The 26750-nt window shown below is 34.3% G+C and carries 25 protein-coding genes; 3 read left to right on the top strand and 22 right to left on the bottom strand.

All coding sequences use genetic code 11. The features are described from left to right. The first annotated feature begins 45 nt into the window (after positions 1-45). Together NYE52_RS01905 and NYE52_RS01900 are read left to right on the top strand one after the other, a co-directional pair. The gene (locus NYE52_RS01905; RefSeq protein ID WP_341191523.1) at positions 46-705 is read left to right on the top strand and encodes a potassium channel family protein; all 660 of its coding nucleotides are present in this window, start codon (positions 46-48) and stop codon (positions 703-705) included. Between the two features lie 234 nt (positions 706-939). After that, on the top strand, positions 940-2445 hold the full coding sequence (locus NYE52_RS01900; protein WP_341191522.1) for a mechanosensitive ion channel: 1506 nt from the start codon (positions 940-942) through the stop codon (positions 2443-2445). Positions 2446-2638: 193 nt separating this feature from the next. Here the strand turns inward: NYE52_RS01900 and NYE52_RS01895 are convergent, their stop codons facing one another. The 8 genes from NYE52_RS01895 to NYE52_RS01860 all read right to left on the bottom strand — a co-directional run bounded on the left by NYE52_RS01895 (position 2639) and on the right by NYE52_RS01860 (position 10073). Beyond that, the gene (locus tag NYE52_RS01895) at positions 2639-3424 is read right to left on the bottom strand and encodes a divergent polysaccharide deacetylase family protein (RefSeq protein ID WP_341191521.1); all 786 of its coding nucleotides are present in this window, start codon (positions 3422-3424) and stop codon (positions 2639-2641) included. A gap of 557 nt (positions 3425-3981) precedes the next feature. Beyond that, positions 3982-5055 (bottom strand): ABC transporter substrate-binding protein, encoded by a 1074-nt coding sequence (locus NYE52_RS01890; protein WP_341191520.1) that lies wholly within the window; start codon positions 5053-5055, stop codon positions 3982-3984. Continuing rightward, positions 5052-5855 (bottom strand): ABC transporter permease, encoded by an 804-nt coding sequence (locus NYE52_RS01885; RefSeq protein WP_341191519.1) that lies wholly within the window; start codon positions 5853-5855, stop codon positions 5052-5054. Before NYE52_RS01885 ends, NYE52_RS01890 begins: the two co-directional genes overlap by 4 nt. A 1-nt stretch (position 5856) precedes the next feature. Continuing rightward, positions 5857-6654, bottom strand: a complete 798-nt coding sequence (locus NYE52_RS01880) for an ABC transporter permease (RefSeq protein ID WP_312094788.1) — start codon at positions 6652-6654, stop codon at positions 5857-5859. Beyond that, complete coding sequence (locus tag NYE52_RS01875) at positions 6644-7750, bottom strand: ABC transporter ATP-binding protein (protein WP_341191518.1); 1107 nt, start codon at positions 7748-7750, stop codon at positions 6644-6646. The genes NYE52_RS01880 and NYE52_RS01875 overlap by 11 nt, the downstream gene beginning before the upstream one ends. 47 nt (positions 7751-7797) lie before the next feature. After that, on the bottom strand, positions 7798-8340 hold the full coding sequence (locus tag NYE52_RS01870) for a helix-turn-helix domain-containing protein (protein WP_341191517.1): 543 nt from the start codon (positions 8338-8340) through the stop codon (positions 7798-7800). Positions 8341-8674: 334 nt separating this feature from the next. Then, on the bottom strand, positions 8675-8911 hold the full coding sequence (locus tag NYE52_RS01865) for a hypothetical protein (protein WP_341191516.1): 237 nt from the start codon (positions 8909-8911) through the stop codon (positions 8675-8677). A gap of 439 nt (positions 8912-9350) precedes the next feature. Beyond that, positions 9351-10073 carry a hypothetical protein gene (locus NYE52_RS01860; protein ID WP_341191515.1) on the bottom strand — a complete coding sequence of 241 codons (723 nt, stop codon included), beginning with the start codon at positions 10071-10073 and terminating at the stop codon, positions 9351-9353. A gap of 225 nt (positions 10074-10298) precedes the next feature. On the opposite strand from NYE52_RS01860, the gene def reads away from it, so the two are divergent. Then, positions 10299-10880 (top strand): peptide deformylase, encoded by a 582-nt coding sequence (gene def / locus NYE52_RS01855; protein ID WP_341191514.1) that lies wholly within the window; start codon positions 10299-10301, stop codon positions 10878-10880. A 48-nt stretch (positions 10881-10928) separates the two neighbouring features. On the opposite strand, the gene NYE52_RS01850 is transcribed toward def, so the two are convergent. The 14 genes from NYE52_RS01850 to qoxA all read right to left on the bottom strand — a co-directional run bounded on the left by NYE52_RS01850 (position 10929) and on the right by qoxA (position 26256). After that, positions 10929-11813: a peptidylprolyl isomerase gene (locus NYE52_RS01850; protein ID WP_341191513.1), complete on the bottom strand. Its 885-nt coding sequence runs from the start codon at positions 11811-11813 to the stop codon at positions 10929-10931. Between the two features lie 186 nt (positions 11814-11999). After that, positions 12000-13484, bottom strand: coding sequence for a S1C family serine protease (locus tag NYE52_RS01845; protein ID WP_341191512.1), 1485 nt, complete (start codon positions 13482-13484; stop codon positions 12000-12002). A gap of 255 nt (positions 13485-13739) precedes the next feature. Then, positions 13740-15161, bottom strand: coding sequence for a sensor histidine kinase (locus NYE52_RS01840; protein WP_341191511.1), 1422 nt, complete (start codon positions 15159-15161; stop codon positions 13740-13742). Continuing rightward, entirely contained in the window at positions 15151-15837 is a 687-nt protein-coding gene (locus tag NYE52_RS01835; protein WP_341191510.1) for a response regulator transcription factor, read from the bottom strand. Before NYE52_RS01835 ends, NYE52_RS01840 begins: the two co-directional genes overlap by 11 nt. Before the next feature lie 201 nt (positions 15838-16038). Next, positions 16039-16935 carry an ROK family protein gene (locus tag NYE52_RS01830; protein ID WP_341191509.1) on the bottom strand — a complete coding sequence of 299 codons (897 nt, stop codon included), beginning with the start codon at positions 16933-16935 and terminating at the stop codon, positions 16039-16041. A 41-nt stretch (positions 16936-16976) separates the two neighbouring features. Continuing rightward, on the bottom strand, positions 16977-17966 hold the full coding sequence (locus NYE52_RS01825) for a Gfo/Idh/MocA family protein (RefSeq protein WP_341191508.1): 990 nt from the start codon (positions 17964-17966) through the stop codon (positions 16977-16979). A gap of 209 nt (positions 17967-18175) precedes the next feature. Next, the gene (locus NYE52_RS01820) at positions 18176-19132 is read right to left on the bottom strand and encodes a siderophore ABC transporter substrate-binding protein (protein WP_341191507.1); all 957 of its coding nucleotides are present in this window, start codon (positions 19130-19132) and stop codon (positions 18176-18178) included. Between the two features lie 287 nt (positions 19133-19419). Beyond that, positions 19420-20178: an iron ABC transporter ATP-binding protein gene (locus NYE52_RS01815; protein WP_341191506.1), complete on the bottom strand. Its 759-nt coding sequence runs from the start codon at positions 20176-20178 to the stop codon at positions 19420-19422. Further along, positions 20172-21128: an iron chelate uptake ABC transporter family permease subunit gene (locus tag NYE52_RS01810; protein ID WP_341191505.1), complete on the bottom strand. Its 957-nt coding sequence runs from the start codon at positions 21126-21128 to the stop codon at positions 20172-20174. The genes NYE52_RS01815 and NYE52_RS01810 overlap by 7 nt, the downstream gene beginning before the upstream one ends. Then, complete coding sequence (locus NYE52_RS01805; protein WP_341191504.1) at positions 21115-22071, bottom strand: ABC transporter permease; 957 nt, start codon at positions 22069-22071, stop codon at positions 21115-21117. Before NYE52_RS01805 ends, NYE52_RS01810 begins: the two co-directional genes overlap by 14 nt. A gap of 393 nt (positions 22072-22464) precedes the next feature. Continuing rightward, entirely contained in the window at positions 22465-22770 is a 306-nt protein-coding gene (gene qoxD, locus NYE52_RS01800) for a cytochrome aa3 quinol oxidase subunit IV (RefSeq protein WP_047944233.1), read from the bottom strand. A gap of 6 nt (positions 22771-22776) precedes the next feature. Further along, the gene (gene qoxC, locus NYE52_RS01795) at positions 22777-23379 is read right to left on the bottom strand and encodes a cytochrome aa3 quinol oxidase subunit III (protein WP_445669084.1); all 603 of its coding nucleotides are present in this window, start codon (positions 23377-23379) and stop codon (positions 22777-22779) included. Then, positions 23379-25331, bottom strand: coding sequence for a cytochrome aa3 quinol oxidase subunit I (gene qoxB / locus NYE52_RS01790; protein WP_341191503.1), 1953 nt, complete (start codon positions 25329-25331; stop codon positions 23379-23381). Before qoxB ends, qoxC begins: the two co-directional genes overlap by 1 nt. Beyond that, complete coding sequence (gene qoxA / locus NYE52_RS01785; RefSeq protein WP_341191502.1) at positions 25321-26256, bottom strand: cytochrome aa3 quinol oxidase subunit II; 936 nt, start codon at positions 26254-26256, stop codon at positions 25321-25323. Before qoxA ends, qoxB begins: the two co-directional genes overlap by 11 nt. Positions 26257-26750: the final 494 nt, after the last annotated feature.

The following is a 26750-nucleotide window of genomic DNA, read 5'->3' as shown; positions in this document are numbered from 1 at the left end:
TAATGGTGGCAAAGAACCTATTTTTTCATCCCTAGGAGGATAAGTATGAAAAAACAATTTGTAGTAATAGGACTGGGAAGCTTTGGCGGCAGTTTAGTAGAAGAGTTTCATAAAATGGGAGCAGAAGTATTAGCCATTGATCAATCTTTGGAAAAAGTAGAAAAATATCGAGCATTTGCTACACTTTGCGTCCAAATGACACATATTACTGAAGCATCCCTAACACAAATCGGTATACGAAATTTTGATCATGCTTTTGTTTCGTTTGGAGATGATGTAGAATCTAGCACCCTTACTACTATGCTTTTAAAAGAGATGGGCATTAGCCAAGTTTGGGTAAAAGCAGCCGATGTATATCATAAACGTGTTTTAGAGAAAATCGGTGCTGACCGTGTAATTCATCCAGAACAGGATATGGCAAAAAGAATTGCCCATCACGTTATTTCCGACAGTATGATTGATTATATTCAGCTCTCAAAAGAACACGGAATTGTTGAAATGGTGGCTTCAGCTAAAATACATAATCAATCTATTATAGGCTTAGACGTACGTGCAAAATACGGCTGCACAATTATTGGCATTCAGCGAGCAGGAGAAACAATCGTCTCCCCATCAGCAGATGAAATAATCCGTCAAGGAGATATTTTAATCATGGTAGGAAGTAATGATTGCTTATATGATTTTGAAGAAAAGGCGTTAAAATAAGACTTTATTCTGACTAGGATACAGGAAGACACATTATGTTAAGTTTTTTAATCCATTAAAATACACAAAAGCAATGTCTAAAAATTTTTTATACACTCTAAATGAGAAGGCTTTCATCCAGACCTTCTCTTTTCTTATACCTCTTCCATACGAAGAAGCTCCCCTTAAGAGGAACGTTTAATCCTTCACTCGCTGGGTATTAGTAGTATAAATTAAAAACAAGGAGTGAAGGATATGAACTATTACTGGAATTGGAATTCTTTTTGGGACAAGATTCCCGATTTTATTTTAGCTGTAGTTGTTTTAATTTCAGGGTGGATTATTGCTAAAATTATTGAAAAAGCCCTATATAAAGGACTGCAGAAAACAAAGCTGGATGATAAAATTTTCCCAGAAGGAAAACCACGAAAATACTCATCTGAAAAAATAATAAGCAAAATTGTTTTTTACTTATTATTAGTTTTTGTCTTTTCCCTATTCTTTAATATATTGAATTTAACGGCTATTACTTCTCCTTTAGTGAATATGCTTTCCGCAATCCTTGGAGCTATTCCTAATATCTTAAAGGCTGCATTGATTCTTGTTATAGCATGGATTATCGCGTCTGGATTAAAATTCCTTATAAAAAAAACTGGATCTACTTTAAAGGTTCATGAGAAATTGCAAAAATGGAATCTTACAGAAAAGAATAACCCGCAAAATATAATGGATAAAGTCGCAAATATTGTTTTCTACTTAGTGTTGCTGCTATTCTTACCAGCTGTATTAGATGCACTAAATTTATACGGTGTTTCCGAGCCATTTGCCAATATGCTTCAAAACATTCTTGCCTTTTTACCAAAGCTTTTAGCAGCTGCCCTAATCGTCTTAGTCGGTTGGTTTGTTGCAAAGATTGTTCGTACCATTCTAACAAACTTCTTACAAACAATTGGTACAGATTCTTTAGCTAATCGTTTAGGCATAAACAAGCTTCTAGATAATGTAAGCTTATCATCTGTTATTGGCAACATTGTATTTATTTTCATTCTCATCCCAACTGTTATATCAGCGCTTGAGAAATTAGATATTCAAGGAATCTCTCAACCGGCTATTAACATGTTAAATGGTATGTTAACAATGATTCCAAATATCGCTATTGCCATTATCCTCATCTTAATAGGTATTTGGATAGGTAAATGGGTAAAGCAAATGGTTGTTACCTTATTAGTAAAGCTTAGTCTAGATACTTATGTACGAAAAATGGGAATTAACCCAAACACTAGTATTTCAAATATCATTGGTTCTATCGTCCAAATCCTAATCGTTTTCTTATTAGCTGTACAAGCATTAAATATAGTAGGACTAGAATTTTTAGTAACCTTATCAACTGCTGTAATTGCTTATTTACCAATGGTTCTCGCTGCAATTGTTATTATTGGCGTTGGATTATGGTTAGGCTACCTAGTTCAGCAATTGTTAAGCAGTATTTTACAAGGAGCTCACTTCAAGCTTTTACCAGTTATCGCAAAATATGCGATTATCACCATTACTGTTTTTATGGCACTTGACCAATTAGGTGTTGCTTCATCTATTGTCAATTCTGCCTTTATTCTAATCCTTGGTGGACTTGCCTTAGCATTTGGATTAGCATTTGGTCTCGGCGGCAAAGACTTTGCCAAAAAGAGACTAGATAAACTAGATACAAAAATCGAACAAACATCTGTCCAAAAACCAAATGATGATAATCCTCTAAATAATTAATAAATCGAAAAGGAGACAGGCTGGCAAATCCAGTCTATCTCCTTTTCTTTAAAGCATAAAAACACTTTGTCATTTTTTTCTAAACTAGCTATTGTTATGAAACCCATTTCATAGTTTAATCTAATTAAGAGAGCACAGACCAGCGTCATATATCTTTTTCGATATAGCGTGATGGCTTTGCTCTTTTTCTATATTATGGTAAATCAGTATCGAGCAGTTCATAGCCTTCTACTAGTGTAGAAAGTGGGACAATATCTGCATCTTTTTGATAAACAGGAATGTATTGTTTTAGAACACTTACTACAGAAGGACCAGAAACTCCTACATGACCAATGGCAATAAATTCCTGCTCTGTATCCAACCTTTTGGCTAACCTACTGGCTTGTTTAGCAATATGCTGATTTGTGTATATATGATCAAAAAAGAGATCATTTTCTAAATAAGGTACATTTAGTTCTTCTGCTATTTCCTTTATGACGCTTTTACTCGTTGTTTTGCTATCTAAATAGTAAAGATTATGCTTATGACATTCTTCTAGGATAATCCTCATCACTCTTTTATCTTCTGTCGCTTTTGAACCCATATGATGATTCATTCCGACAGCGTAAGGAATACTTTCAATCGCATCTTTTACTCGTTTTCTAATTTCCTCATCTGATAGATCGGTAGTAATGGCACCAGGACCAAGCCAGCTCTTTTTCCCTTTTTTCGGTTCTAGTGGCAAATGAATGATTACTTCATGTCCTTTTTTGTGTGCTAGAATAGCATCCTCTTTACTAGTAGAGAGGAAAGGCATAATAGCAACCGTTATAGGAACCGGTAAGTTAAGCATCTCTTCTGTACCTTTCATGTTATTACCAAAATCATCGATAACGATTGCTAGCTCTTTTCTCCCTTGATTATTAGATGAATCCACCTCTTGTGCGGAAATCCCTAATGGAAATGAAAGAAAGCAGAAGAAGCATAGTAACTTTTTCATTTTAACCCCACCTTGTTTTCCGTTAGTATTTTCCGTATAGGCAGGTTGCATACAAGAATATAGAGAAATTGTTTATTAGCAGAATTCAACATCCTCATAGAAGAAACTGGGACAAAACTAAATAGCCAAATGTAAAAACCAATTCATTTCATTACGCTACAGACACTCGATGCGTCGGGGAGCAACCTGAGCCTATGGGGTATTAGGCTTTGCTCTACTTCCCGCAGGAGTCGAGTGTTTTCCGCTCCATTCCACTTCGTTTTTAAAGGTTATTTCCTAAAAACTTATTATTTTTCTAAGAAAAAATAAATTAGTGAGTAAAATGGAGCAGCCTGAATACACGTAGACTCCTATGAGATTAGCGAGACAGGTGAGACCCCGGAGGCTCACCGCTCGCCCCATGGAAAGCGAAGTGTATTTAGGCTGCGGATATTAACACTAACTGAACCTTTTATAAAACTACTAAAAACCCAAACAACCATATAGAATTATCTTTTGATTGTTCGGGTTAAGTTAAAGTTGGAATACTTATGTCCCAGTCTTCATCTTTCCGTAATTTATTTCCGATGCATCTTAAACTCCAGGAATAAATCATTATATTCCGCAAGAGAACGATGACCAAGGTTTTCATATACCTCTAATTTAGACGTCATTTCTTCATCGGGATAGAAGCGTTCATCCCCTGTAATATCTTCTGGCAAAAATTCCATCGCTGCCTTGTTTGGGGTAGAATAGCCAACATATTCAGTATTTTGCGCAGCATTTTCCGCATCTAGCATAAAATTAATAAACTGATGTGCTCCATCAATATTCTTAGCTGTTTTCGGAATAACCATATTATCGAACCAAAGATTAGACCCCTCTTCTGGGACAACATATTCTACCTCTTCATTTTCCCACATGATTTCAGCTGCCATTCCAGACCATAAAACACCGATAGAGGCTTCTCCATTTTCGATGAGCATCCGAATTTCATCTCCAACAATCGCTTTTACATTTGGCGTTAACGTATCTAATTTTTCCTTTGCTTCCTTCAAGTGCTCATGATCTTTATCATTTAAAGAGTAATGCAAGCTATTTAAGCTCATCCCCATAATTTCACGGGCCCCATCTATAAGCATAATTTCATTTTTTAAATCTTTATCCCACAAATCATTCCAGGAAGTAATCTCCTTCCCATTAAGCATCGCTGGGTTATAGACAATTCCAACGGTCCCCCAAAAATATGGAATCGAATATTTATTGTCTGGATCAAAGGATAGATCCATAAATCGACTATCAATGTTTTTCAAATTAGGAACTTTAGCATGATCAATCGGGATTAATAAATCCTCTTCCTTCATTTTATCAATCATATATTCAGAAGGAATGGCAATATCATAGCTTGTTCCTCCTTGCTGAATTTTTGTCATCATTGCCTCATTTGAATCAAAGGTTTCATAAATAACCTTTATCCCTGTTTCTTCTTCAAACTTAGTAATTAAATCTGCATCGATATAATCTCCCCAGTTATATACAGTTAATGTATTTCCACTTGTATACCCTCTGCTGGAATTTAATTGATGGACAATAAATAATAGAATAAAAGAAAGTGCAAAGATAACAATTAAACTGCGAATTAGAGACTTCATTTTCTCACCCCCGCTTGTGAAGCTTTATTGACACGTTGCGTAATGAAATAATAGCCAATTACAAGAAGCAGCGTGAATAAGAATAATAAGGTTGATAAAGCATTAATATTTAAAGAAATACCTCGTCTTGCTAATGAATAAATTTCCACAGACAACGTTGTAAACCCATTACCTGTTACAAAGAAGGTAACCGCAAAATCATCTAACGAATAGGTCAACGCCATAAAGAATCCGGCAAATATTCCAGGTGAAATATACGGAATAATAACTTTTGTAAGTACATCCTTCCAGCTAGCCCCAAGATCCAATGCCGCGTCCACTAAAGTTGGACTCATTTCCTCTAGCTTTGGTAAAACCATGATGACAACAATCGGGATAGAGAAAGCAATATGAGATAATAAGACAGAAAAGAATCCTAGCTTAATCCCAATGATTGTAAAGAAAATTAAGAAAGAAGCACCAATAATAACATCTGGACTTACAATCAGAACATTATTTAAAGATAAAATAGAATTCCGAATCCCCTTCTTCCGCATCATGGAAATACTAATTGACCCAAGTACACCTATAATGGTCGATATCGCCGCAGATAAAAGGGCAATAATGACAGTATTTAAAACAATAATTAGTAATCTCGTATCTTGGAATAATTCTTTATACCAATCGAATGTAAAGGAATCAAAATCATGCATGGTTCCTCCACTATTAAAAGAGTAAAAGATTAAATAAAAGATAGGTGCATATAAAATGACAAAGACAATTCCTAAATATAAGACAGACCATTTTGACAGCTTTTTCATTTTATATCCCTCTCTTTCTGTTCCCTGTAAGAACCATGATGATAATCATACTAATAATCAAAAATACTGCAATCGTGGAACCCATTCCCCAATCCTGTGTGATAAGAAAATGTTGTTCAATAGCAGTACCTAATGTAATCACACGGTTACCTGCGATTAGACGCGTAATCATAAATAATGACAAAGCTGGTATAAATACAGCCTGGCACCCTGATTTTACCCCATTTAATGTAAGAGGGAATACAACCTTTTTGAATGTAGTCCAAGAGGATGCCCCTAAATCCTGAGAAGCATCAACTAAGCTAGGGTTTAACTTCTCTAATGCATTAAAAATAGGAAGAATCATAAATGGGATAAAGATATAAACACTTACAAATAGAAAACTAAAGTCTGTAAATAACAGCTGTTGCTCGCCTATTCCCAGAAAATCCAGCATTTGATTTGCTGCACCATGTGTTCCAAATATCCCTAAAAACGCATACGCTTTTAATAATAGATTAATCCATGATGGTAGAATAATTAATAACAACCACAATTGCTTATGCTTCGTTTTTGTTAATAAATATGCAGTAGGATATGCAATAATCAAGGAAAAGAAGGTAATTAAAAATGCGTACCAGAAGGAACTTAGTGTCATCTTTAAATAAACAGGTGTAAAGAACTTCTGATAATTTTCAAACGTAAATGCCCCTTCAATATCAAAGAAGGAATAATAGACAACAAGTGCAACTGGGGCAATGACAAAGAGCGCAATCCAAAGATAATATGGGACGGTATACCATTTTGTACTACTTTTCATTGACTACACCCTCATACGCTTCTAGTCGTTTATCAAACTCTTCCTCCGTTTCTCCAAGACGCATAACATGTATGGCTTCCGGTTCAAAATAAAGACCAATTTCTATCCCAACAGTAGCTTTCTTCGTTGAATGAACAAGCCACTCATTACCGTCTTCATCATACCCACAAATTTCATAATGAACCCCTCTAAATAATTGAGAGTCTACCTTCACTTTTAACTTTCCTGCTTCAACGGATGTAATTTCTAAATCCTCCGGTCGGATTACTACTTCCACTGCTTCATTTTCATTAAATCCACCATCGACACAATCAAACGTTTTACTGCCAAAATGAACAATAAAGTCTTTTTTCATTACTCCAGGAACAATATTCGATTCACCGATAAAATCTGCAACGAAACGATTAATTGGTTCATCATAAATATCTGTCGGTGTTCCACTTTGTTCGATTCTTCCTTTGTTTAAAACAAAGATTTCATCCGACATCGCCAATGCTTCTTCTTGGTCATGTGTAACAAAGATGAAGGTAATTCCCAATCTTCTCTGTAATTCTCTTAACTCATATTGCATTTCCGTGCGAAGCTTCAAATCCAATGCAGATAATGGTTCATCTAGAAGAATAATCTCTGGTTCATTTACAATTGCTCTAGCGATAGCAACACGTTGTCTCTGACCACCAGACATTTCACTAATTTCTCTATTCTCATAGCCTTCTAGATTGACGAAACGAAGTGCTTCTTTCACTTTCTCTTCAATCACTTGCTTCTTCCATTTTTTTATACGAAGCCCAAATGCCACATTTTCAAATACATTTAAATGAGGGAAAAGAGCATAATCTTGAAATACTGTATTCACTTGCCTTTTATTTGCTGGTATTTTGTTAATCAACTTACCGTTAAAATAAATGTTTCCTTCAGTAGGCTCCATAAATCCAGCAATTAATCGTAAAACGGTTGTTTTTCCACAGCCAGATGGACCAAGCAGGGTATAAAATTTACCTCGCTCAATTTCAAAGCTAACTTTCTCTAGAACAGTTGTAGCTTGATCATAACTTTTTGTTACATTTTCAAATCGTATAATATGCTGCTCAGACATAATATCCCCCTCTATATTTATTTTTTCTAATAGAAAAGCTCCTCTCCTTATAAATAAGAATCGGTTACTACGAGAAGCAATTCTGTCATGCCATCTGCCAAATTCACTAGTTGATGTTCCTCTGTGGCATGATAATAAATAGATTCCCCTTTTGTTGCCTTATACTCTTGCTTTCCTAATTTAAGCAAGATTTCTCCTTCGACTACGTACGCGAATGTTTCCGATAAAGATGGCTCAAATTGTTTAAATTCTCCATTCTTATAAAAAAACAATCGGATTGGCTCCATTTCCTTTTCATTTGATTCAGGAACTAGCCATTGAATACGATACCCTTTCTCCTCATCTAAAAAATCCGTAATATCGTCTTCTGTATAAACAACCTTTTGTTTATGCTCTTCATCATCAAAGAATTCTTTTGGTGAACATCCTAATACCTCTAAGATAGTAAAAAATGTTTCAATGGAAGGAGAACTTAAATCTCTCTCTAGCTGGGATATATACCCCTTACTTAAATCTGTTCGTTCCCCTAATTCTTCTTGTGTGAGTCCTTTTTTTAACCGTAAATTTTTTATCTTTTTTCCAATTTCCATGATTCAACCTACTTTTTGTTTAGAAATAGTAAACTTGAAGGCGAAGAAGTTTTGTATTTATAAACTTTAAGTTTACTTTTACCCAATTATTATACAATACTTTGTATAACATGCAATCCCTTTTTTTGATGTTGCTAAAAAATCCTCAATACAGAGCATTCCAAATGGGATAGTACAAATAAAAAAAGAATTCTCCTTAATCAAAAGCTCTCCTTCTTAGAATCAGGATCCTGTAAAGATTGGATTATTCATAAAATGAATAATTACTTTACCAGAATATCCTATAAGGCACTTTTTAAGGAAAATTCCCTTTATTTTTTTCTACATTCCCTTTTTAATCAATTGGTATGTACTTTCCACTATCAATTTTTTCTATTTTTTTAAAATGTATTAACTTTTTTAAAGATGCATTGCAATATGCAGAAGCATCATAGGAATCTCTTCCAACCCTTATTCCAATTTCTGTAGGTCCAATGCCTACTTTTCCCCCTTTTTCCTTATACAAATCACACAGCGCTTTATAAATATTTTCATCTTTTTCCGTAATTCGTAGTTTGGAATATTGCTTCAATCTTTATTCCTCCTATTGCTCCCATTTTACTGCAGCTACTTAACAGATTTCTTTTCCTTCCATATCTTTGAGCCAATTACTTTTAATAAATATTTTCAATTTTTAAATTATTACTGTCTAAGCCTGCTAATTTAAGCATACTAATCCTTCAGAAAAATAACATGTATTTATGTATTTTTTTTTGAAAAATAGATAATACGTTTGAAAAACTGATTTGTTAATAGGTCAAAAGAATCATTTCAATATATTGAACACTCAGCCACCTTCTTAACTTTTTGTCTAAATTTTCCTTTTTCAATAAACACTGATTTTCACAGGATTCGTTTTACTTTTTGCCTTTTTTCTAAAAATTCAAACCATTCATTTGTTCAATATATCAAACAAAAGAAGAAAACAGAAAAACCACCTGCACGTTCCAAGTGATTTTTCTGTTTTCTTTTTAGTCTTCTCTTTTTATTTTATGGTGCTTTTTAAACATGAAATGTTGCCCATATGATGGAAATAGCTTTAACTTTTTCACTTCTTCCGGATGTTTAATCATCATTTCTTTTAATAATTCTTTTGGCTGTTTATTTTCCGTATCTAATCCAAGCTCTTTCGCTTTATTCATAATTTGCGCATCTCTTATTTCATCTGCAAGTTGCTTAAAATCTTTTCCTTCTGTTTTAATCTTCAGCTTTTGTGCTTCAACCATAATCATTTTTTCTTGAACTTCTTTTCCTAATTGTTGCATTGTCTTTCCTTTTGTATCAATCCCAAGCTCTTTCGCTTTTTTTGAAATTTTCGCCTCAAAAACTTCTTTCATTAGTGTTTTTGCATCTTTGCCATCTGTATTAATTCCTAAAGATTTCGCTTCTTCCTTTAAGTGGGCAGTATGTACTTCCATCGCAAGCTTCTGCAAATCTTTTCCTTCTGTTTTGATACCCAATTTTTCAGCTTCTTTTTTTATCAATACCTCATGAATCTCTTTTTTTATAGCACCTGGATCTTTTCCTTCTGTTTTAATACCAAGACTTTTAGCCATTTCAACTAAAAACTGCTTATCTTCTTGGGTTATCTCTTTTTTTTCTGAAGTTGCCGGGGATGGAGTAGCACTAGTCAAAGAACCAAAGCTGGTTAATGCTACAACAAACGCTAGCATTAATAGCATTATTTTTTTCATTTTATACTTCCTTTCCATCTTTAATAGATGTTAATTTAATATCTTTTATATCCTTTCCAGTTCTTTATTTTATATGTAAGTTTTCTACTAATAATTTTCTCTTTTTATTTGTGAACCCATCCTTCTAATAAATAAGTTAACCTTTTCTATGTTTTTCGATTAGACATACTAACTAGCTTCTGCTATTTTACATATATACCATATTTGCTGGAGATGAATTATTACATGAGTAAATTTACTAAAGATTATATGATAACAATGGATGATATAGTAAGGGAAGGCGATCCTATCCTTCGTGAAAAAACAAAAGAGGTATCATTCCCTCCCACTAAAGAAGATCAAGAAGAGCTTCAATGTATGCTACAATACTTGAAAAATAGTCAGGATCCTATTCTATCGGAAAAATATCAATTACGAGCTGGTGTAGGATTATCCGCTAACCAAATTGGCTTAAATAAACGAATGTTCGCCGCATATATAAGGCAGGAAAATGGAGAAGCATTGGAATTTATGCTAATAAACCCAAAAATAATTAGTCATTCTACCACAATGACCTATATACCAGAAAGCGAAGGCTGCCTTTCCATTGACCGACCAATCGTAGGCTATGTCCCTCGCTATCGAAGAATAACGGTTCGTGCCTATACGATTCAAGGGGAAGAAGTAAAGATTAAATTGAGGGATTATGAAGCAATTGTCTTTCAACATGAAATAGATCATTTAAATGGAATATTATTTTACGATCATATTAATAACAAAAATCCATTTGAGCTACCTGACAATGTGGATATCACCCCTCTATATTAATAGAGAGTAAACAAAAAACCAGATGGCAATTGCCATCTGGTTTTTTGTTTACTCAGCGTCTTTTTCTAATTTATTCTCGATTTTATATTTTGCAGTTGCTTCAGATAACCAAGTGCTAGCTTGCTCTTGTACTTTTTGATCTAATAACGCTTCTTTAATTTGCTCTTTTGAATCTTCTAATGTTGCTTCTTTAGCTTCTTTTTTACCAGTTACTTTTATAATATGGTATCCATAGTCTGTTTTAACTGGATCACTAATTTCATCTACTTCCATAGCGAATGCAGCTTTATCAAACGCTTCAACCATTTGGCCTGTAGAGAAATAACCTAATTCTCCACCATTCTCAGCGGTTTGTGTGTCGGTTGAATATTCTTTCGCTAATTCAGCAAAGTCTCCACCTTCGTCTATCTTCTTCTTCACTTCTTTAGCAGTCTTTTCATCTTCTACTAAGATATGACTTGCTTCCACTTGTTCTGGAGTGTCAAAGCTTGCTTTATTATCTTCAAAATATGTTTTAATCTCGTCATCTGTGATTTCGATAGATGGCTCAAGAATTTTAGTTACTTTTAGATTTTGCTCAATTTGCTCTTTGAATACATCTTCTGTTAATCCATTTTGAGCTAACAACATATTAAAGGTGTCTTGTCCACCATATTGTTCAACCATTTTGTCTAATTCTGCTTTGATTTCTTTATCTGTAACCTTCACTTTTTCCTTATCAGCTTCAAGGTCTACTACTTTATTAGAAATCATCGTATTTAATACGCTTGCGCCATATTGCTTATTTAGCTCTTCATTTAATTGTTCTTGCGTAATTTTTTCCTTGTCCACTGTTGCAATCGTTTCACTTCGTTGTGTTAGATAAACCGCTCCTATGATTAACGCTACTAGTACTACCGCTAAAATAGGAATAAGAACCTTTTTATTTTTCATATTAAGCTAAAATCCTCTCTGCACAAAATTTTGGATATAACAGGCATACCCCCATTATAACTCTTACACTATATTATCATATAATTATGACGAAATTATTAACAGATTTAAAAAATTTCCATCTTACAATTAAATAAGATGGAATTTTTTCGACAACTTTCGAATGTTTCACATGAAACTTGTCGATTAATTGATCGTATTGTTGCTTGTTAGTGTTAATTCCACTTTTTGAGATTTACCATCTCTATAGATTTCTAGTTCTACTTTATCGCCAATTTTCACTTCTGTATAAAGATATTTTCTTAATTCCGTTGAATTAGCTATTTTCTTCCCATCGATGGAAACAATCACATCTTGGACCTTTAATCCTGCCTCCGCCGCCGCAGAATTCGAATCAATATTTGTAATCATTACTCCTTCTGAAACTTCATTTGGAAGGTCCTGTAAATACATACGAGGAACTTCTTCTAAGCTTGCTAATCCTACTCCAAGGTAAGGACGTTCTACTTTTCCATTCTCAATAATTTCATTTACAATTGGAATAAGATCATTACTTGGAATAGCAAATCCTAATCCTTCCACACCAGAATCACTGATTTTCAAGCTATTTATACCAATTACTTCTCCTGAAGAATTAATTAAAGCTCCTCCACTGTTTCCAGGATTAATTGCTGCATCTGTTTGAATAACATTAAATTCCCAATCTCCTGCAGATGTACTTACTGTAATACTACGATCTACTGCACTTACAATACCTTGCGTTACGGTTCTAGATAACTCTAACCCTAGTGGATTCCCAATCGCCCATACTTGATCGCCAGGTCTTAGGGTAGAGGAATCACCAAAATTAATGATATCAGAAGCATATTTGGCATCAATTCTTACTACCGCTAAATCAGTTAATGCATCTGCGCCAATTAACTTAGCCTCTGTTTTATCCCCATTGTAAAGAGAGATTTCTAGCGTATTAGCTCCTTCAATTACATGGTTATTTGTCACAATATATGCATATTGATCATCTTTCTTAAAGATAATCCCTGATCCAGATCCTGATTCTATATCACTGGAGTTCTGCGAAAATGGATTTGATTGCTGTTGAAGGTTTTCAATCCCAACTATCGCCTTCGATGAAGATTCAACCATATCCGCAATCGGTATCGCTCCATCGCTTGTAGCTGTATTCGTTGTTGTATTTGCCGTAATAGCCCCTGAGCTATTATTACTTTCAACCTTATTAGAAAGCTCTGCAACTTGCTTTTCAAGCTTATCATAGGAGTTATTGTAAAGGTCGGTATGCGGAATCGTAAAAAACGTTAACGCTGAACCAACGATACCAGCAGCCAAAAGAGAAAAGAAGCCTTTTGCTTTCGAAGTTCCTTTTTGACTATTCATTTGTGCTCGTTCTCCTCTTTCTTCTTCAAAAGAGCTTGCTACTGCTTGTTCTGTAGCTTTAATTTTTTCCATCTCTTCTTTATCTAGAACTTGCTCATTCACAGACCCAAAAGGAGGTTGCTCCGTTTCCGTTACTTCTTCCTTGGCTATTGGCTCTTCATCCTTTAATGCTGCTTGCTCTACTTCATTCTTTTCTGAATAATCATCTCCACCAAGGGTCTCCTGTTTTTCCCCTGGATGATCTTTCTCCCATTCATTTCTTTTTTCAAAATCACTCATCTTTTGTTCCTCCTATTTCCAAATTCGAACATTTATTTCATTATTTATTATCGTTTTCATCTCTAATAATTTGTTTATACATACATAGTAACCAGCATATATGAATAAATTATGAACAAAGTTTGAAAAGACATAGAAGAATTTCGGAACAAATTAGTCTTTTGCATTTACATAATTTCCGCTAGCCCATTCTTTTTACACGAGTTCTCAAATTGAATGATCACAGCCTATTTTATACAAATAAAGTTGGCTTTGTTACTTTTCCTTTGGAAGAGGGAAGGAAATCGTAAAGGTTGTCCCTTTCCCTTTTTCACTCGTTACTTGAATTTCTCCTTCATGAAATTGAACTAATTGCTTAACAATGGATAATCCGAGTCCAAATTCTCCATACGGATTATTTGTTCTTGAAATATCTGCTTTATAAAATCTCTTCCAAATGTTCTCTATTTCATGTGCGTCTATTCCAATGCCAGTATCTTTTACCTCAATGATTGTTCTGTCAGATACCATTCTACCAATTAACCAAACACTTCCATTCTCGGTAAACTGAATGCTATTTTTGGTAATGTTCATAATGATTTGGATTAACCTATCATAATCTGCATAAATTACCGCATCATGATCGACCTCTACATTAATTTTTACATATTTTTCCTCCGCTAGGAATGATAGCTGCTCATATATAATTTCCAATACTTCCTCAAGGGAAATAAATTCCTTCATTAAAACAATTTGATTGGAACGGATTTTATCATAATCAAGATTCTCATTTACTAACCGAAGAAGTCTTTTTGCCTCTTGGCTAATTAATCTGAGTCCCTTTTCTCGTTCATTTTCTTGTATTAGATTATTATTTAACCCTTCAATCACGCCGCTTATCGTCGTTAGTGGCGTCTTTAATTCATGCGAAACATCAGACATAAATTGTCTTCGCCGATTTTCTAACGCATCAATTGCTTCTTTTGACTCCCTTAGTCTATCTACCATCTGATTAAAGTCTTGACCTAGCTCTCCTATCTCATCAAAAGTAGAGGATGATACTTTTACACTATAATCACCTTCAGCAACATGGCTTGTCGCTTCCTGCAACCTTTTTATCCGATTTACATGTACCCGTGAAAAAATGAAACTCATTAATAAAGCAATCCCAAATACTAAAAAGAGAATATAAATTAAATACCGATTAATTTCTTGAATCATTTCTTTCGATTCTACAAGAGGAGATGTTAAAATAATTCCACCCACAACAACATCATTAACAGAGTATGGAATCGCAACAAGTGCTACCTCTTGATCTCCCCTTCTTGTGCTAGGCTTAATAACCGTGCTACTTCCGTCTTTTATTTCGTCCCACTCTGCCGTAGTAATATTGATATCCAAATCTTTTCCGAAAGACCAAATCCGGTTTCGTTGTGTATTAAATATGCCTATCGTTATTCCTGTCCCCTTTAGTTCTTCGGAATAACGCAATAAAGTTGAATACGTGGAAGCAGACCATAGATCCGCTCCTTGTACATCTTGAACAATATTATAACCATAGCCTTGTAATTCATCTGCCTTCATAGAAAACACTAATTTCTCTATATAATGGGAAAAAACCAAGCTTAAGACTAATAGGGCCACCAGAATGACACTTAAATGACTTATTAGCTGCTGATAGATGTATTTAATTCTCATGTACTACCACCGTTTCATCGAATTTATACCCTACACCCCAAACTGTATGTAAAAAGGGCTGACTATCTCTTCCAATTTTTCTTCTGAGTCTTTTAATATGGACATCAACCGTACGATCATCACCATAAAACTGAAATCCCCATACTTGCTGTAATATCTGTTCTCGGGAAAACACTTGTTTAGGGTGCTGAACAAAGAATGAAAGTAAATCAAATTCTTTTGGTGTTAATCCCAATACTGGTCGATCATCAATCAATACTTCTCTCGTTTCTTTATTTACTTTAATAATTACATTTCCGCTTCCATCTTCTTCATTAGACTTTCTTCTCCAAATTGCCTTTATTCTTGCAATTAAGGCTAGCGGACTAAAGGGCTTTGTAACATAATCATCTGCTCCCATTTCTAGCCCAAGTACTTGATCTGATTCCCCATCCTTTGCTGTTAACATAATAATAGGTGTCTCTTTATCTGTTTCTCTTATTTTGCGACAAACTGTTATACCATCTAAATCTGGAAGCATCCAGTCTAAAATAATCATATCATATTTATTTTGCGTTACATGTTTATATCCTTCCAAACCGTTAGAAATAAAGGTTACCTGAAAGCCCTCCTTCATAAAAAACATTTCCAGCATGGAACAAACACTTTCATTATCCTCTATTACTAAAATATCCATAAGTACTCTCCTATTTTATCTGCTTTTTACTAATTAAAGCCGCTTTTACTAATAGAAGCAATAGCTTACCTTCCTATTTAATGGATTGTTAAAGGTTAGGAAATAGTTCGTTCATATTTTAAAAGAGACATTTGCACATTGACACAAAAAAGACCATCTAAAAGATTCTCCTCCTTTAAATGGTCTACTAAATTAACTTATTTAATTAACTTCTGCCTTACTTTCTTCCAATACTTTTTCTGCTAGGAGAAGGCCTCCTGTGATACCAGCATTATCCCCTAATCCTGGTCTAACAATGTATTCATTCATCTTGTCTTGAACTTCTGGATAGGAAACATAGCCATTTAAAAGTTCGCTTAAATGGCGATATACATGTGTTAACACATGCTCCTGATTCATAACGCCTCCGCCAAGGATGATTTTTTTGGGGGATAGAATAAGGATATATTGCATTAGTGCCTGTGCAATATAATAGCCTTCCATTTCCCATACATTTTCCTTGGCACTTAAATGAATAGCCTTCTCGCCCCATCTTTCTTCAATTGCTGGTCCAGCAGCTAAGCCTTCTAAACAATCAGCATGGTATGGGCATCTGCCTTTGTACGTATCTTCTGAATGTCTTCTGACTAAAATATGTCCCATTTCTGGATGTGTCAACCCTTGCAATAATTCGCCATTAACATACGCACCAGCACCAATCCCTGTACCAATGGTAATATATAAACAATTATCTACACCTTTAGCTGCACCGAGCTTCGCCTCTCCTAATGCAGCAACATTTACATCTGTATTAAAACCAGTTGGAACAGAAAATTCATCTTCTATTGCTTTTAATAATGAATAGTCCTTCCAAGCTAGTTTAGGCGTAGTTGTGATATTTCCATAAGTAGGACTATTTTTATCGACATCTATTGGACCAAAAGATCCAATCCCTATTGCTTCAATAGGAAACCTTTTAAAAAAAGCAATAACCTCTGGCATTGTTTCTTCAGGGGTCGTCGTTGGAATGGAAATTCGTTCTTTAATTTCCCCTTTTGCATCTCCTACTGCACAGACAAATTTTGTTCCGCCTGCTTCAATCGCACCATATAATGTCATGAATCTTCTCTCCTTATGAATGACTAGATTTATTTGCTTATTTACTGTTTATCTGCTGGAAAAACAACTCCTGTTTGCTTTCTTACCTCGTCCATAATTTCCATGACCGTTAAAGAAACGTCATAAGAATTCACGGAAGATTCTATTTTCCCCACTTTAATCAATTCAATAAATTCCTTCGCCTCATAATACATAGAAGCTGTCTTTTGCGAAACCGTCAGATCCTCTGTTTCTCCTTTACGCGGAATAAATTCTACCTTTGTAGGAGTGCTGAATTGTTGAATTAATAAGTTTCCTTCTTCCCCTTGAATTTCGGATGGAATATAGGAGTTGGTTATTTTTGAATACATTAAAATAACATCCATATCTGGATAACGCATGATAATACTTCCTTCTCCATCTACCCCAGTTTCCAATAAGAAGCTAGTTGCTTTTACTTCTTCTGGCTTTCCAAAAAGAAGCACCATTGGGTATAGACAGTAAACACCAATATCCATCAGTGATCCGTTCGATAATTCGGGTTTAAATGCATTTAATACAGTGCCTTCTTTATAGGCATCATACCGAGAAGAATACTGACAATAACTTACAAAGGCGCGGCGGATTTTTCCGACTTTATGTAAATTTTCTTGGATGACTTGAAAGTTTGGTAGAAAAGTTGTTTTAAGCGCCTCCATTAATAAGACGTTATTTTCCTTCGCCGCTTTAATCATTTGTTCCACTTCATTTGCATTTGAAGCCATCGCTTTTTCCGTTAGAACATGCTTTTTATTTTTCAAGAAAAGAATAGCATGTTCTGCATGATAGGCATTAGGACTAGCAATATATACAGCATCGATTGCATCACTTTTTGCCATTTCATCTAAATCTGTGTATGTATAATCTGCTTGATACTTATCCGCAAACGCTTTCGCTTTATCTTCCGTTCTAGAATATACCGCTGTTAATTGAAAGTCTGCTATTTCACTAGCTGCCTCAATAAAAGATTCTGTAATCCAATTCGTTCCAATGATTCCAAATCTAATCGTCATAAAATAAAGGTCCTCCTCATTCGATGAAATCTTCCCATCTTCTTTTATTTTGGATGGAAGTTGGTAAAAAAGCAACTATCTACTAGTATTTTTATCTTTTGAAAATAGCCCAAAATTTTTCTACTAATTTAAAATTATTTCATGGATACCTACCAAAAAAAAGAATCCAGCAAGTAACAGCTACTTACTGGATTCTTTTTTCTTCTTTATTATTCTGAAATTGCATCTAAAATTTCTTTTACCATTTCGCTTGTTGATAGTAGTCCGCCGCCTGATAAGTACCAGTAGCTTGGATCAAGATAGACAATATGATCATTTTTAGCTGCATCAATGCCGTTTACTAATTTATTATCAAGTGTCTTCTCACCTGAAGATTCTCCACCGACAACTGCTCCTCTATCAATGACAAATAAGTAAGCTGGATTTTTTTCTGCTAGATATTCAAATGTAACCTTTTGTCCATGTGTAGAAGCTTCAATATTTTCATCTGCAGGAGCTAAGCCAAATACATCATGAATAATCCCGAATCGAGAGTTTTTGCCGTAAGCACTTAAGCTGCCGTCATTTACTAATACGATTAATGATTTACCATCTATAGTTTTTGCTTTTTCATTAATAGTAGCAATATCTTCATCAATTTTTGCTAGTTCATCTGCAACTTCTTGTTTCTTATCAAAAATGTCGCCAATAAGATTCATATTATGCTTAAATGAATTCATATAATCTGGTGTATCAACTCCCACATATACCGTTGGAGCAATTTTTTTCAATTCTTCATAAGCAGCTGACTGTCTTCCAGAGATAAAAATAACATCTGGTGCCAATTCACTAATAGCTTCAAAATCTGGTTCTTTTAAGCTTCCTACATTTGCATATTTTGAATCTTCATATTTAGAAAGATATGGAGGAATATTAGCCTGTGGAACACCAGCTACTTCTATTCCTAATTTATCTAATGTATCTAGAATTCCAAAATCAAAAGCTACAACTTTCTTAGGATTAACTGGAACTGTGTCTTCCCCTAATTCATGGGTTACTTTAATTTCTGCTGGCTTTTCGCTAGCTTTACTTGAATCTGCTTCCGCATTTGATTTTTCTGTATTGCCACATGCAGCTAATACTGCAAGAACGAATGTTAATAATAATAGGGAAAGTTTTTTCTTCATCTGATAAACACCTCTATAAATTTAATATATATAAATTAAATTGAATACATTGCATTTAAAGACAGAATACCCTATGATAAGGTATTATTAGCATTTTTCCTTCTTCATTTTCCTAGAATGTTTCAGGAATTTTGCTAATACTAACGGTAGTGTTATTATGGTTTCTTCTGGCGAAGGGACTTAGTTAAGTCAGCCATAATTACACTGCCCCCTTTCTATTTTTCTTCCACCATTAGCTTCTTTTCTACAATGAACCAATCATTTATCAATAGTCAAAATTACTCTTTCTATGCAAAATAAACACATATTCGTTGATTATTAATTTCCTCAATTTGCATATCCATTTCATAAATGTTTTTCAATACTTTTTGATTGATAATTTTTTTAGCTGGACCATCATTCACAATTTTGCCATGCTTTAATGCTACAATATTATCGGAGTAAACAGAGGCAAAGTTAATATCATGGATAACAATTACTACTGTTTTTCCAAGCTCTTCTACTAATCTTCTTAGAACTTTCATAATTTGCACAGAGTGCTTCATATCTAAATTATTTAGTGGTTCATCCAAAAGGATATATTCTGTATCTTGGGCAATTACCATTGCAATATAGGCTCTTTGCTTTTGTCCACCGCTTAGCTGATCTAAATATTTATGCTGCATATCCTCTAATTCCATATATTTTATTGCTTCATCTACCATTTTTTCATCTAAATCTGTTAGCTTTCCTTGTGAATAAGGAAATCTTCCAAAGCCTACAAGCTCTCTTATTGTTAAACGAAGATTTATATGGTTTGCTTGTTTCAAAATAGAAATTTTCTTTGCAAGGTCATTGCTTTTTGCCTTATCAATATGCTGTCCATCAATAATGACATCTCCATTGTCTGCTTTAATTAAGCGACTTATAATCGAAAGCAATGTACTTTTCCCGGCACCATTTGGTCCAATAAAAGAAGTGATTTTTCCTTTCTCTACAGAAAGAGAAACATTATCCAGCACCTTTTTTCCACCATATTGTTTCGTAACATTCTTTACCTCTACCATGCTCTTCTCTCCTTTAGTAATAGATAGATAAAATACACTCCACCTACAAAGTTAATTATCACACTGATAGTCGTTGAAAATGTAAATACTCGTTCTACAATCAGTAAACCACCAACTAAAGAAATAATACTCAATAGAATGGATCCAGTAATCAATGTACTATGCTTATATGTTTTTAAAAACTCACGAGCTAAGTTGACAACTAATAACCCAAGAAAGGTAATCGGCCCAACTAATGCCGTTGAAACAGACACAAGGATTGACACCACAATTAACATATTGCGCACTACCTTCTCATAGTCAATTCCTAAGTTAATGGCCTGATCTCTACCTAAAGACATGACATCAAAGAAGCGACTATATCTTGTAACATAGATGGACACAACCGCTACAATAATAATACTAATCGTTAAAATATTGGTATTTACATTATTAAAACTTGCAAACATTTTATCTTGAATAATAAGAAACTCATTCGGATCAATTAATACTTGCATAAAGGATGAGACACTAGAGAAAAAGCTTCCCATTACAATTCCGATTAACAGCAATAATAAAATGTTTTGGTCTTCTCTATTAAAGAATAGCTTGTAAAGAATACTAGAGAAAAGAACCATTAATACAACGGACACCAAGAAGTTAATATTGCTATTCATAATAGTCATCGTGCTTGAGCCAAAAATGAAGACAACAACCGTTTGAATAAATAGATAAAGGGAGTCTAAACCTAAAATACTTGGTGTTAAAATTCGGTTATTTGTAATTGTTTGGAATACCATCGAAGTAAAGGCAATGCAACCACCTGTTAATAGAATGGCAACAATTTTCAGTGCTCTACGTGGAATAACATATTCCCAATTATTGCTACTGACTTTGATTAGCATGAATATGGCAATTAAAGTAAGTGCTAGAACTGCTAATACAATAAGTTTTATCTTAGGCTGCTTCATATGGCTTTCTCCTTAAAAGTAAATACAGAAAGATTCCACTACCGATGACTCCCACCATCACACCAATCGAAATTTCATATGGATAAATAATTACTCTTCCAAGAATATCACAGAATAATACAAATACTGCACCGAGTAATGCCGTATGTGTTAAGCTATTTTTCAAGTTATCTCCTCGATACAATGAGACAATATTCGGAATAATCAACCCAAGAAAAGGAATCATTCCCACTGTTAGCAATACAACAGAAGATACTAACGCTACGATGATTAACCCTATATTCACTACTCTTTTATGATTAAGACCAAGATTAATTGAAAAATCCTCGCCCATTCCTGCAATCGTAAATTTATTGGCATATAAGTATGCAATAATTACTACCGGAATACTTATGTAAAGAAGCTCATATCTCCCTTCCATGATTAAAGAAAAATCTCCTTGCAACCATGAGGACATATTTTGAATTAAATCGTATTTCATTGCAAAAAAAGTAGTAATCGAACTAACAATATTTCCAAGCATTAGACCAATTAAAGGAATAAAGATTGCATCCTTAAATTTAATCATATTAAGTATTTTCATAAACAGGAATGTTCCACCAAGAGCAAATACGAATGCGATTAACATTTTTATAAGAGGACTCTCTCCCGTAAAGAGCATAAGTGCTACTAATATCCCTAGCCTCGCCCAATCCATTGTTCCAGCCGTTGTAGGAGAAACAAATTTATTTCTCGATATTTGCTGCATAATCAATCCACAAATACTTAAGCTAACGCCAGCAATGATAATACTGATCAATCGTGGAAATCTGCTAATTAAGAGAATTTCTTTTTGTTCTGCAGTTAAATGAAAAATATTTTTCGGATGAATATCAATAACTCCTATAAATAGAGAGATGATAGATAATACTATTAACAATATACTTAAGTGTCTTATTTTCATCGTGTTATTGAGTAATATTACTCTCTCCTCTCACTCCCAACTTAGTCGTAAATGATTTTCATTATCAATTAGATTATTCTTTTATTTTATCATCTTTTTCCATCTCGTCAATGCTTTTTCAAAGACCAAATAGATTTATCCTATAATTTTTAAAAAACGATGCTGATTACCTAGTTATTTTGACATGCCTTACCATCAAAAATATAATCACTCTACAAATTAGTTGATTAAAGGGTACTGTGTCCCATGGAGAGTGCCCTCTACAAAATAATAGATTTTATCATAAGTAAAGGAATTAGGTATATCTTGCTTTTAAATAACCCTCTCCTTACTTTTCGTATGAAAAAAAGAAGCCTCCGAACGGAGGCTTCTTTCAATTGGAATCTCTTTGTATTAGTAATGTACATGTCCTGATGTCATTACCCAAATAGTTCCTCCTGCTACTACAATAGCGCAGAAGAAAGCATAAATGATGTTAATAGTCTGTACTTGCCCTTCTCCTTCTGTTAGATGCATAAACATAAACAGTTGAAGAATTGCTTGAATAACAGCTAATGCTCCGATAATCCACATTACAGTTACCATTGGAAGATCTGTATATAACTTAGCTCCTACAGCTGCGAAGGTAAGTAATAAAGAAACAATAAAACCTGCAATATGACTAATTGGAAACTTTTCATTTTCATGATTTTTTGCCATCTTTTATTACCCTCCCATTCTAGCAAGATAAACGAATGTGAAGATGAAAATCCACACAACGTCTAAGAAGTGCCAGTATAAACTTATAATAAATGTCTTACGAGCTGTTGTTGGTGTTAAGCCATGCTTAATTAATTGAATAATAATTAATATTGCCCAGCCAATACCTAAGGAAACGTGCAATCCATGCGTTCCAAGCAATACAAAGAACGAGGAAAGGAATGCACTAGTTTGCATTGTTGCTCCTTCATGAACATAATGAATAAATTCATTTACTTCTACAAATACGAAACCTGCACCTAATGCTAAAGTGATAATTAACCAAGTTAATAATCCTTTTAAATTTTGGCGACGCATATACCATATTGCAATACCACAAGTGAAACTACTTGTTAGTAGTAAAAGTGTTTCAATCATTACATCTTTTAATTTAAATAATTCAGCTGGAGTAGGTCCGCCTGCAAAGTTATCCTTTAAAGATCCATAGGCTGCAAACAAGGTAGCGAATAATACAACCTCCGCACCAAGGAAAATCCAGAAGCCTAGAATATTTAAGCGACTTTGCTCTGTCTGATATTCTAGTGGTAAGGACTTATCGACTTTTGCCATTATTTCTCACCTCTCCATGCGCGTTCCGTTTTCTTAATAACATCAAGTTTAATATGGTAACCTTCGTTATAATCAAAGGAACGAATTATTAAGCCAACAAAAATACCTAAGCTACAAATTGCAGCTGGAATAAACCATTCAAATACTAGGAAGAAACCAACTATACCAAATACAACACACATAAAGAATGGAAGTCCAGAATTGCTTGGCATGTGTATTTCTTCTAACTCTTCTTCTTTTAAGACTAGGCCTTCTTTATTTTTCTTCATATACCAGAATGCATCTAATGCTTTTACTTCTGGAGTGATAGCGAAGTTATAAGGCTGAACCGGAGAAGCTGTATGCCACTCTAATGTTCTTGCATCCCATGGATCCGTTGAATTCTCTCTACTTGCATAACGAGTACTATAGTAAATGTTATAAACAAGTACCGCAAATCCTGCAGCAAGAATAAGAGATCCGATTGCAGATAGCATGAACAATGGCGCAAATCCAGATTCCGCAGAGAAAGTATAAGCACGTCTTACTGCACCTTTTAATCCTAAGAAGAACATTGGCATAAACGTTACGTTAAAACCAATATTAAATAACCAGAAATGCCATTTTCCTAAGCGTTCGTTTAAAGCATAACCGAACATTTTTGGCCACCAGTAATAGAAACCAGCAAATACTGCATATACAACACCTGGTATTAATACATAGTGGAAATGAGCTACTAAGAATAATGTATTATGATATTGATAGTCTGCTGCAGCCATTGCAAGCATTACTCCAGTTACCCCACCAATAGTAAAGGTTGGAATAAATGCAAGAGACCATAGCATTGCCGTTGTAAATTGAATTCGACCTTTTCTCATTGTAAATAACCAGTTGAATATTTTAACCCCAGTTGGAACTGCGATTAACATGGTCGTGATTGAGAATACAGAGTTTACAACTGGTCCAGATCCCATTGTATAGAAATGGTGAACCCAAACAACGAAACTTAATAAAGCAATACCGATAATAGAAACAATCATTGAATTATAACCATATAGGCGTTTTTTCGAGAATGTCGCAATTATTTCTGAGAACATACCGAAAGCAGGCAAGATTACGATATACACCTCAGGATGTCCCCATAACCAGAATAGGTTATTCCATAACATCGCATTTCCTCCACCAGAAATCGTGAAGAAATGTGTTCCGAATAAACGGTCAAATGTCATTAATGCTAATGCAACAGTTAAGATTGGGAATGCAAACACAATAATAACGTTTGTAATTAATGAAGTCCACGTAAACATTGGCATCTTCATTAAGGTCATCCCTTTAGCACGCATTTTCAGGATGGTAACAATAAAGTTAATACCCGTCATCAGCGTACCAATACCTGCAATTTGCAGACCAATTGCATAGAAGTTGTTCCCAACTCCTGGTGTAAACTCTTTCCCGGCTAGAGGGAAATAGGATGTCCATCCTGCATCAGGAGATCCACCTATTACGAAAGAAATATTGAATAACATTGCACCACTAAATGTTAACCAGAAGCTTAATGCATTCAATTGTGGGAACGCAACGTCACGTGCACCAATTTGTAAAGGAATAACTACGTTCATTAATCCGATTAATGCTGGCATCGCCATGAAAAGAATCATGATAACACCATGTGTTGTAAATACTTCATTATAATGCTGTGCATCTAAGAAATCCATTTCAGGAGCCGATGTTTGATATTTCATCATCAAACCGTCTACTCCTCCACGGAAGAACATTAATACAGCTACGATAATATACATAATACCGATTTTTTTGTGATCAACCGTTGTGATCCATTCATCCCATAAATATTGCCACTTCTTAAAATAAGTAACACCAACAACGATTGCAAGCATTGTCAAAGTAATACCTATTTGAGCAGATAATATAAGGGGGTCACCAGTAATAACGATATCTTTCCACTCAATGTGCATCCTTTTCACCCCCGTCTGACTCTTGGTTCTTTTCAAAAGTTCTACCTGGATATCCATGAACTCGATATAAATCAGGATTTAAATAATAGTTTGAGTCTCCACCTTTACCATGATCAATCCACTCTAAATGAGTATTAGAGAAAGTCATACGGCCTAAGTGTGTAGGCTTAATAATTTCTTTATATTTTTCTTCCGTTAACTCAGGGGCAGTTTCTTTTACTTCATCTACCCATTTATCATAGTCCGCTAAAGTTTTTGCTTCGACATCAAACTTCATCTCCGCATAGCCTTTACCGTTAAAGCTTGTATTTTGTCCCTCATAATTACCTGGATTATCAGCCACAACATAAAGATCTGTTTCAGCCCCATACATTGTGTACTTCTGACCAGCTAATGCAGGAATCCAGAATGATTGCATTGTTCCAGCAGAAGTTAATTTAAACTCAACTGGTACACCAGCAGGAATATTTACATAATTGACTGTTTCAATTCCTTCTTCTGGATAACTAAAAATCCACTTCCAATCTGCAGAAGTAACATTAATTACAATAGGATCCTGATCTTTATAATCCTCTGGAATCTCCTCTAATGCATAAATTGTTTTTACAGTCGGAATTGTTAGTGCAATAATAATTAAGAATGGGATTACAGTCCATACAATCTCAAGCTTTGTGCTTCCATGTTCATCTGGCTCATAGTCAGCATTATCTTTTGTTGCACGATATTTCCAAACTATGTAACCAAATAGTGCAAAAACTACTAGACAAACAAACGCCATTAATACAATAGACCAGTTAATCAAGTCTGTAATACTTCTAGCAACAGGACCTTGTGGATCAAATACAACCATAGATTCACAACCACTTAAAATAAATAATGGTACAACTGCTAAAAGTGAAACCAAAATTCCCTTTTTCGACTTCATTTGTACAGCTCCTTCCGTTTAATTTCAAATGTTAAATTATTCACAGAATGTTCGATTTTTAGACATAGAACATTCATATTACATAGGTAAAATAGCGATTATTACTACCTGTATGATGATATCATATCTCGAAGCTATTATTTGTGACAAAAAACGTAAGTATAATTTTTCCATTTTTCTTTTTTTCTATTCTTATGTTTCCCGTATGTCCAAGATTTTATCAACCTTTTTATTATAGCAGATGCCATTATCAAAATCTATGTCCACAATCTTGTCACAAATATTTTTTCAAACTAATATTTTCCCTGTCCATTCTCTTTCGCAAACATTTTAAACGCTTACAACGATTATAGAATAATCTGGTTGCTTTTTCCATTATTTTGTTCCTATTTTCCCCCTTTATATTCACTCTCTTCCTTTTATTTTATTCTGTTATATTTATCACTGTCTTTATTTCATTAAACTTCATTAGCATTCCTATTTTATACCTTTTC

The sequence above is a fragment of the Niallia sp. FSL W8-0635 genome, assembly GCF_038007965.1.
In the GTDB taxonomy this organism is placed as follows: Bacteria; Bacillota; Bacilli; order Bacillales; family Cytobacillaceae; genus Niallia.
Note: the sequence above shows the minus strand (reverse complement) of the source record. Positions and strands in the feature narration are given on the sequence as shown.